At 71.1% G+C, this 6,842-nt stretch carries 8 protein-coding genes; 6 read left to right on the top strand and 2 right to left on the bottom strand.

Translation table 11 applies throughout. From position 1 onward, the window contains the following. The first annotated feature begins 88 nt into the window (after positions 1 to 88). The 4 genes from D7X74_RS37610 to D7X74_RS37595 all read left to right on the top strand — a co-directional run bounded on the left by D7X74_RS37610 (position 89) and on the right by D7X74_RS37595 (position 4,313). The gene (locus tag D7X74_RS37610) at positions 89 to 1,549 is read left to right on the top strand and encodes an adenylate/guanylate cyclase domain-containing protein (protein WP_120537800.1); all 1,461 of its coding nucleotides are present in this window, start codon (positions 89 to 91) and stop codon (positions 1,547 to 1,549) included. Between the two features lie 66 nt (positions 1,550 to 1,615). Further along, positions 1,616 to 2,041, top strand: a complete 426-nt coding sequence (locus tag D7X74_RS37605) for a type II secretion system protein GspG (RefSeq protein WP_120537799.1) — start codon at positions 1,616 to 1,618, stop codon at positions 2,039 to 2,041. Between the two features lie 137 nt (positions 2,042 to 2,178). Further along, the gene (locus D7X74_RS37600; protein ID WP_120537798.1) at positions 2,179 to 3,537 is read left to right on the top strand and encodes a universal stress protein; all 1,359 of its coding nucleotides are present in this window, start codon (positions 2,179 to 2,181) and stop codon (positions 3,535 to 3,537) included. Between the two features lie 194 nt (positions 3,538 to 3,731). Beyond that, positions 3,732 to 4,313, top strand: coding sequence for a sigma 54-interacting transcriptional regulator (locus tag D7X74_RS37595; RefSeq protein WP_120537797.1), 582 nt, complete (start codon positions 3,732 to 3,734; stop codon positions 4,311 to 4,313). Between the two features lie 34 nt (positions 4,314 to 4,347). On the opposite strand, the gene D7X74_RS37590 is transcribed toward D7X74_RS37595, so the two are convergent. Then, positions 4,348 to 4,767, bottom strand: coding sequence for a hypothetical protein (locus D7X74_RS37590; protein WP_199741990.1), 420 nt, complete (start codon positions 4,765 to 4,767; stop codon positions 4,348 to 4,350). A gap of 214 nt (positions 4,768 to 4,981) precedes the next feature. Between D7X74_RS37590 and D7X74_RS37585 the strand changes: the two genes are divergently transcribed. Both D7X74_RS37585 and D7X74_RS37580 read left to right on the top strand, forming a co-directional pair. Further along, positions 4,982 to 5,434, top strand: a complete 453-nt coding sequence (locus tag D7X74_RS37585) for a hypothetical protein (protein WP_120537796.1) — start codon at positions 4,982 to 4,984, stop codon at positions 5,432 to 5,434. Between the two features lie 136 nt (positions 5,435 to 5,570). Further along, on the top strand, positions 5,571 to 5,987 hold the full coding sequence (locus D7X74_RS37580; protein WP_120537795.1) for a hypothetical protein: 417 nt from the start codon (positions 5,571 to 5,573) through the stop codon (positions 5,985 to 5,987). A gap of 207 nt (positions 5,988 to 6,194) precedes the next feature. Here the strand turns inward: D7X74_RS37580 and D7X74_RS37575 are convergent. After that, positions 6,195 to 6,842: SCO family protein (locus D7X74_RS37575; RefSeq protein ID WP_370450851.1), on the bottom strand; the 648-nt coding region annotated here is incomplete at its 5' end.

Here is a 6,842-nt window from a genome sequence, read left to right as displayed (position 1 = left end):
GGGTTGGGCTACACTGTGGGACAGGGCGTGCGCCGAGCCGTCCGTGTCTCGCCCCGGGGCGTGGTGGTCTGGGGGTGGAGGTTGCCGCATGAGTGCTTCAAACCCCCTCTTCGGTGACCTGTTGCTCAAGCTGGGCGTGGTTTCGCCGGGGCAGGTGCAGGAAGCGCTCGCGTTGCAGGCCCTCACCGGCCAGCGCGTGGGCGAGGCCCTCATCTCCCTGGGCTACGTGTCGCGCGAGCAGATTCAAGACGCGTTGGGGGAGGCGTTGGGATTGAACCAGGAGAAGGGACCCGCTCAGCCGCCGCTGGGTGAGCTGCTGGTGGGGCTCAAGTACGTGACGCTCGCGCAGCTGGGCGAATCGCTGACGCGGCAGCGCCGCGACGGCCGTCGGCTGGGGGAGATCCTCGTCGAGCAGGGCCACTGCACGTACAAGCAGATCTACGAAGCGCTGGGCCTCCAGAACCGCATCGCCGGACGGCAGGACCTGCCCCGGCCCGCGATGGAGGGCCGCCGCCGCGTGGTGGTGGTGGACGACAGCCCGCTCGCGTGCGCGTTCGTGCAGGAGGGGCTGGTGGCCCTGGGCTACGAAGTCCTCTGCTTCCAGGACCCCTACGAGGCGCTGGAGGGCATGAGCCGGCTGCAACCGGCCATCGTGCTGAGCGACCTGGAGATGCCGGGGCTGGACGGCGTGGAGCTGTGCCGGCGGCTGAAGGAAGGCCCTCGCAGCGCCATCCCCATCATCGTGCTCACCGCGAACGACCGGGAGGCGGAGCGCGTGCGGGGCCTGCGCGCGGGCGCGGACGACTACGTGAACAAGTCCGCGTCCATGGACGAGCTGGCGGCGCGCATCGAGAGCGTGGTGCGCCGCACGGGCGAGACGGAGCGCATGCGCAAGCTGTTCGCGCGCTACACCTCCGATGCGGTGGTGGAAGAGATCCTCAAGAGCGCGGACGCGGCGGTGCTCGCCGGTGAGAAGCGCGAGGTGACGGTGCTGTTCGCGGACATCCGCAACTTCACGGGCCTGGCGGAGAGCCTTCCGCCCGAGCAGGTGGTGGCGGTGCTCAACCAGGTGCTGGGCCGGCTGTCGGACGCGGTGCTCACCTGCGGCGGCACGCTGGACAAGTTCCTGGGCGACGGGCTGATGGCGGTGTTCGGCGCGCCGGTGGGGCGCTCGGACGACGCGCTCCGGGGCCTGCAGTGCGCGAAGATGATGATGGAGGCCTTCGTGGAGCTGCGCGCGGTGGCGGAGTCCGAATGGGTGGCCCACGGCCGCGAGGGCCGGCCCCTGGTGCTGGAGCTGGGCGTGGGGCTCAACTCGGGCGTGGTGGTGTCCGGGAACATCGGCAGCGCGCTGAGGGCCGAGTACACCTGCATCGGCGACGCGGTGAACGTGGCCGCGCGGCTGTGCGCGCTGGCCGGGCCCGGGGAAATCCTGGTGGGCGAGCGCACGCGCGAGCTGGTGAACGCGAACGAGACGGCCTTCGAGGACCTGCCCCCGGTGCGCCTGAAGGGCAAGCAGCAGCCGGTGCCGCTGTACCGGGCCCTCTGACGCCGCGTCCCTTCGTCGAAGTCGATTCATGACCGGCGCGGCCGGGAGCGGTAGGGTGGGCGCGCCATGGCCGCTGCCTCGTCCCACGCCCCCGACGCCTCCGAGAAGTCCCGCCGTTCTCCGCTGCCCTGGGTGGCGGTGGTGTTCGCCGTGGGACTCATCCTGGCGGTGGTGCTCACCGCCTTCCACCGCCGCGACAACGAACAGGCCCACCGCATCCACGCCGACTTCGCCGTCATCCTGGACGCGCTGGAGCGCTACCGGGGTGAGCACCAGGGCCGGTTGCCGGAGGAGGGCAAGCTGGACGCGATGCTCGTGCCCCAGTACCTGCCCGCGGTGCCGTTGGATCCCTGGGGGCGGGCATACCAGTACGCGAGCAACTCGCAGGGCGTGTTCCTGGCCACCTTCGGCCGGGAGAACGGGCGCGGTGGCGTGGGCGAGGACCAGGACCACACCAACCACGACGGGCACCAGGAACTGCTGCGCAAGTAGGGACGCGCAAGCCACCCGGCCCCGGTTCCTGAAGGGCAGGCAGGCCGGCATGAGGGCCGGGCCGCCACCGGGCAGAAGGCGTGCGCATCTTCCGGCAGGGAAGCCCAGCGGGCATCGCTTCCTCCAGGGGGTCCGCCATGGCCATCATCTGCGCAACGAACCTGTCCGCCGAAGCCGCCCACGCGGCGACCGTGGCGGCGACGCTCGCCGGGCGACTGGGCGAGCCCCTGCTCCTCTTGGGCGTGGACGACGAGGTCCCTGACGCGGAGGCCCCGGGCGCCCCGTCCGACGTGGAGGCCTGCCTCGCGGCGGAGTCCGCCCGCCTCCGGGCCCTGGCGGGCACCGTGCAGCCCCGGATGCAGCGGGGCGCCTCCGTGGAGACGCTGCTGGGGGACGAGGAGTGCCGCAGCGCCCGGCTGGTGGTGGTGGCCGCGGAGGGCTGGCGCACGTCCGCCTGGCGCAAGACGTCCCTGCCCGAACGCCTGGCCCGTCACGGCTGCGCCCCGGTGCTGGTGGTGCGAAAGGACACGGCGCTGCTGGACTGGGCCCGGGGCCGTCGCCGGCTGACCGTGCTGGTGGGGGTAAATCCCCGCTCCTCCACGTCCGACGCGGCGCTCACCTTCCTGCGTGAACTTCGGCGCATGGGCGGCTGCGACGTGCTGGCCACCTACGTGTGTTCGCCCGCGGAGGAGCGCCAGCGGCTGGGCATCCACACGCCGGTGCACGTGGAACTGCTGGGCCCCCAGCAGCGCGACATCGAGTCGCTGGACCCCCTGGTGGAGCGGGTGTTGCACCGCGAGGTGCGCGAGCGCCTGGGCGACCTGGAGGGCGAGGGCCGCGTGGAGGTGGTGCTGGAGCCCGGCTACGGCCGCCCGGCGGACCACCTGCTGCACGTGGCCCACGCGCAGGGCGTGGACCTGACGGTGGTGGGCATGCACCTGCGCGGCGGGGTGCAGCGGCTGTGGCACGGCTCCGTGTCGGAGGGCGTGCTGCGCCACGCGGAGCGTTCAGTGGCGTGCGTGCCGCCCATGCTGCGCGAGCCGCGCCGGCTGCCTCCGCCCAGGAGCGCGCTGGTGCCGGTGGACTTCACCCCCGCCTCCGGGCAGGCCATCGCGCAGGCGTGCACGCTGGTAGGCCCGGGCGGCCGCGTGCACCTGCTGCACGTGCACCGCCTGCGGGGCCGCGAGCGGGGCCCCCGGGACTTCCACGGGGTGCTCCCGGAGCCCGCGAGCGAAAGGGACGCGGTGCTCGCCCGGCTCTGGGACCAGGTGCCCCGGGACGCCGTCGCCCTGTCGGTGCACTGGAGCGTGGAGGGCGTCAGCGGAGAGGACGTCGCGCTCGCCATCTGCCAGGCCACGGAGCGCGAGGGCGTGGACCTGGTGTGCGTGGGCACGTCCGAGCGTCACGAAATCGTGCCGGACGCGCTGGAGGGCGCGGTGGCGCACGAGCTGGTGGTCCGCTGCCGCCGCCCGGTGATGGTGGTGCCCACCGCCTGAGTCGGGGCCGTACACCGTACGGGGATGCCGGAGGGAAGGCCGCGCGGTCCCCTTGTCCGATGAACGGATGTCCAGGTTTCCGCTCCTCGCGAAACAGGTCCGTGCTCATTTCTCCCAAGTAAGGGATTGAACAGGCGACCCGTGAGGGCGTTAGACTTTGCGAGGACCCGTTTTCCCAGAAGGGTAGGGCATCCGTGGCTCTTCGAGGCTATCGAGAAGAAGACCTCGTCTCCAACCGTGCATCGCTGCTCATCCACGGAGGTACGGAGGACGAGCGCAGGGCGTGGGCGGAGGAAGCCGCGCTCCACTTCGGCGTCCCCCTCACGGAGGTGCGTCAGGCGGCGGAGCTGGCGGGGGCGCTGCGGCAGCCCAACGGCGTGCTGTTCATCGCGGACGTGGCGAAGCTGCCGCTGGACGCCCAGGGGCTCATCCTGCGCTGCCTGCAGATGCAGGAGGAGCGGCCCAAGGTGGTGGTGGGCGTGTCGGGCACGGCGAGCGCGGCCCTGGGGCGCGGCACGCTGCGCGAGGACCTGCACTACCGGCTCCACCAGGCGCAGGTGGACCTGCAGACCGACGGCCTGCGCGACGTCCTCAAGCGGCGCTGGGCGCAGCAGGCGGAACAGCTCGCCGAGCGCACCGCGGCGCTGAAGGCCGCCGAGGAGCAGGAGCGCGCGGCCGCCGTCGCCCGGCGTCCCGGCTCCGTCACCCGCACCGTGCCCAAGCGCAAGGTCCCGCCGTCCCCGCGCAAGAGCGCGCCCCGCAACGCGGTCCGCTGAACCGGGCTCCGGGGCGCCTCCAACGCCTTCGCGGCTACTTGCGGCGCGAAGGCTTCGCGGCCGTCTTCACGGCGGCCCGCTTCGCCCGGGGCGCGGACGTCTTCACCGCCGGGCCCTTCTTCGCGGTGCGGCGCTTCGCCGCGGCGGGCGCCGCCACGACCTTGCTTCCCGTCTTGCGGACCGCCGCCTTGCGCACGGGAGCCGCCTTTCGCGCGGGAGCCGCCTTGCGCGTGGAGGGGGTGGGCTGCGCCGCCTCCACCTTCCGGACCGTCGTGGCCTTGCGGCGCGAGGGAGAGACCTTCCTGCCCAGCTTCGCCTGGAGGGTGTCCACCGTCCGGACCGTCGCCGAGGCCGTCCCGAGCGCCGTCTCCACCAGCGCCCGCGCCCCTCGCGTGCCCACCCGGGCCACCGCGCGCTTCACCTGCTCCACCAACCCACGCTTCGACGTCGCCATCCGCAGCCTCTTTTCATCGGGAAGGGGCCTGTTCGATTGGGCCCAAGGTAGTCACGGCCCTCGGCTGGAGCAGCGGCCAGGCACGTGGGAGCCCCGGCACGAAGGGCTTGTCACAGGGGGTGGGGGACGTCCAGGGCCGGGGAATGGGTAGTACTGGAAAGATGGGCTAGAGTCGTTCCGTCCTCATCTCCCCTCCTTTTTGGAGCGAAATCACATGACCCAGCAAAGCCCTGGCAAGAAGCGCGGTCTGTCCCGTCCCGTGGAAGTCGTCCGCGCGGAGCTGCTCAAGGATCCCGAGACGAAGCGCATCGCGGACGCGGTGGGCATGAAGCTGGAGGACTACGTCGAGCTGGTGCTCGAGTACGCCCAGGACAAGGACAAGGAGCCCATGCTCAACGTCGTGTCCGACGAGGAGCTCAAGGCGAACGGCTTCCCCGTGCACACGGTGGAAGAGGTCGGCGAGTTCCTGGTCGCCGGCGCCAAGGGTGAGCTGCCCGGCCAGGGCAACCCCTTCGCGAAGTCGGAGTTCGAGGCCTCCAAGGGGGACGCGGCCGGCAAGCCGAGCCTGAACCCCACGGGCGACACCGCCAAGGCCCCCCAGGACGAGGCGAAGCGCCAGGAGCTGCTGGAGCAGATGAAGAAGGGTGGCGGCGGACCGCGGGGCTGAAATCGGCAGCCCGCATCCCCCGTGAAATTCGATCGGAAATTCAGGAGGAAACCTTTTCCTCCTCCCTCCGAGAATCCTTTTGTAGCTTCACTTCGGCGCACACTCTCCAAACCAGACTTAAGCAGGGGGTATTACCATGGGCGGCATCGGCAAGATTGTCAGCAGCGTTGCGAAGACGGTTAGCAAGGTTGCCGGCGGCGTCGCGAACATCGCGGGCAAGGCCCTCAGCTTCGTGCAGAACCCGATGGGCGCCATCACGGGCGGCCTGAAGGGTCTGGCGGGCGGCCTCCTGGACAAGCTCCCGTTCGGCCTGGGCAAGCTGGCGAAGCCGTTCGTCGACAAGTTCATCGACTCCGGCGCGTCCCTGCTCTCCAAGGGCCCCCTGGCCGGTCTGTCCCAGCTGACCAAGTTCGCCCCGACCGTGAAGTCCATCGCGGACATCGCGACGACGGTGAAGGACGGCGCGGACAAGGTCGGCGCGCTGGCCTCCCAGCCCGCGCAGCAGAACGTGCAGAACCTGTTCGCCCACGCGCAGGCTGCGCTCATCAACTAAGTTTCACGCTGAAGTTGGCGTGACGCTCAGTCCGGAGGCCGGTGCTCACCGCGAGGTGGGGGCCGGCCTTTCGGCTTTGCGGGCCACGCTCCGGGCCGGTCCCCTCCTTCGCGGCGGGGGACCGGCCCGTTTCTCTTCTCGGACAATCACAAACCGAGAGGGATTGGGGTGGGGCGCGACCGGGGGGCACCCCAGGTGTGGGGCGGATCAGCCTTCGTCGCGGGCGAGGCGGTGCGCGTCCGCTTCGAGGCGCTCGGTGGCTTCGGGATCCGCGCTGTCGTAGTAGCCGCGGATCTCCCCGGCGCCATCCACCAGGACGAAGTGGGTGCCGTGGAAGATGGAGAGCAGGTCGTCCTCGGCGGCGCCGGGTTCGCGGCCCATGCTGATCTTGAAACCCTGGACGATGGTGTTCTTCAACTGGCCGTAGTCGCCGGTGAGGAAGTTCCAGCGGGTGAAGTCGGCGCGGTACTTCTGGCCGTACTCGGAGAGTTTCTCCGGGGTGTCGTAGGCGGGGTCCACGGAGAAGGACACCAGCTGGAGCCGGGGCCCGAGCTTCGCGGTGTGCTCCTGCAGGCGCGCCATCTTCTGGGTGAAGACGGGGCACACGGTGGGGCAGCGGGTGAAGATGAAGTTGGCGACGAAGGGGCGGCCGTGGAGCTGCTTCAGGCCAAAGGGCTGCCCGTCCTGCCGGGTGAAGGTGAAGTCTGGCAGGGCGCCCAGCTTCGGCGGTGGGGCGGAGCGGCCCCCGGCCAGTTCCCGGGCCGTCACCGCGGCGAGTCCAAGTGACGCCACGACGACGCCCGCCCAGAGGATGGAGCGCCGGAAGTTCCGGGGACGGGGGACCTGTCTCTTATA

This window comes from Corallococcus sp. CA047B (assembly GCF_003612065.1).
GTDB lineage: Bacteria > Myxococcota > Myxococcia > Myxococcales > Myxococcaceae > Corallococcus > Corallococcus praedator.
The sequence above is the reverse complement of the archived record's forward strand: the minus strand, read 5'-3'. Positions and strand labels throughout refer to the sequence as shown.

Excerpts from the sequence above, each read along its gene's own strand:
- D7X74_RS37585 (WP_120537796.1), top strand. The coding sequence starts at position 4,982 with ATGACCCAGCAAAGCCCTGGCAAGAAGCGCGGTCTGTCCCGTCCCGTG.
- D7X74_RS37580 (WP_120537795.1), top strand. The coding sequence starts at position 5,571 with ATGGGCGGCATCGGCAAGATTGTCAGCAGCGTTGCGAAGACGGTTAGC.
- D7X74_RS37610 (WP_120537800.1), top strand. The coding sequence starts at position 89 with ATGAGTGCTTCAAACCCCCTCTTCGGTGACCTGTTGCTCAAGCTGGGC.
- D7X74_RS37590 (WP_199741990.1), bottom strand. The coding sequence starts at position 4,767 with ATGGCGACGTCGAAGCGTGGGTTGGTGGAGCAGGTGAAGCGCGCGGTG.
- D7X74_RS37600 (WP_120537798.1), top strand. The coding sequence starts at position 2,179 with ATGGCCATCATCTGCGCAACGAACCTGTCCGCCGAAGCCGCCCACGCG.
- D7X74_RS37605 (WP_120537799.1), top strand. The coding sequence starts at position 1,616 with ATGGCCGCTGCCTCGTCCCACGCCCCCGACGCCTCCGAGAAGTCCCGC.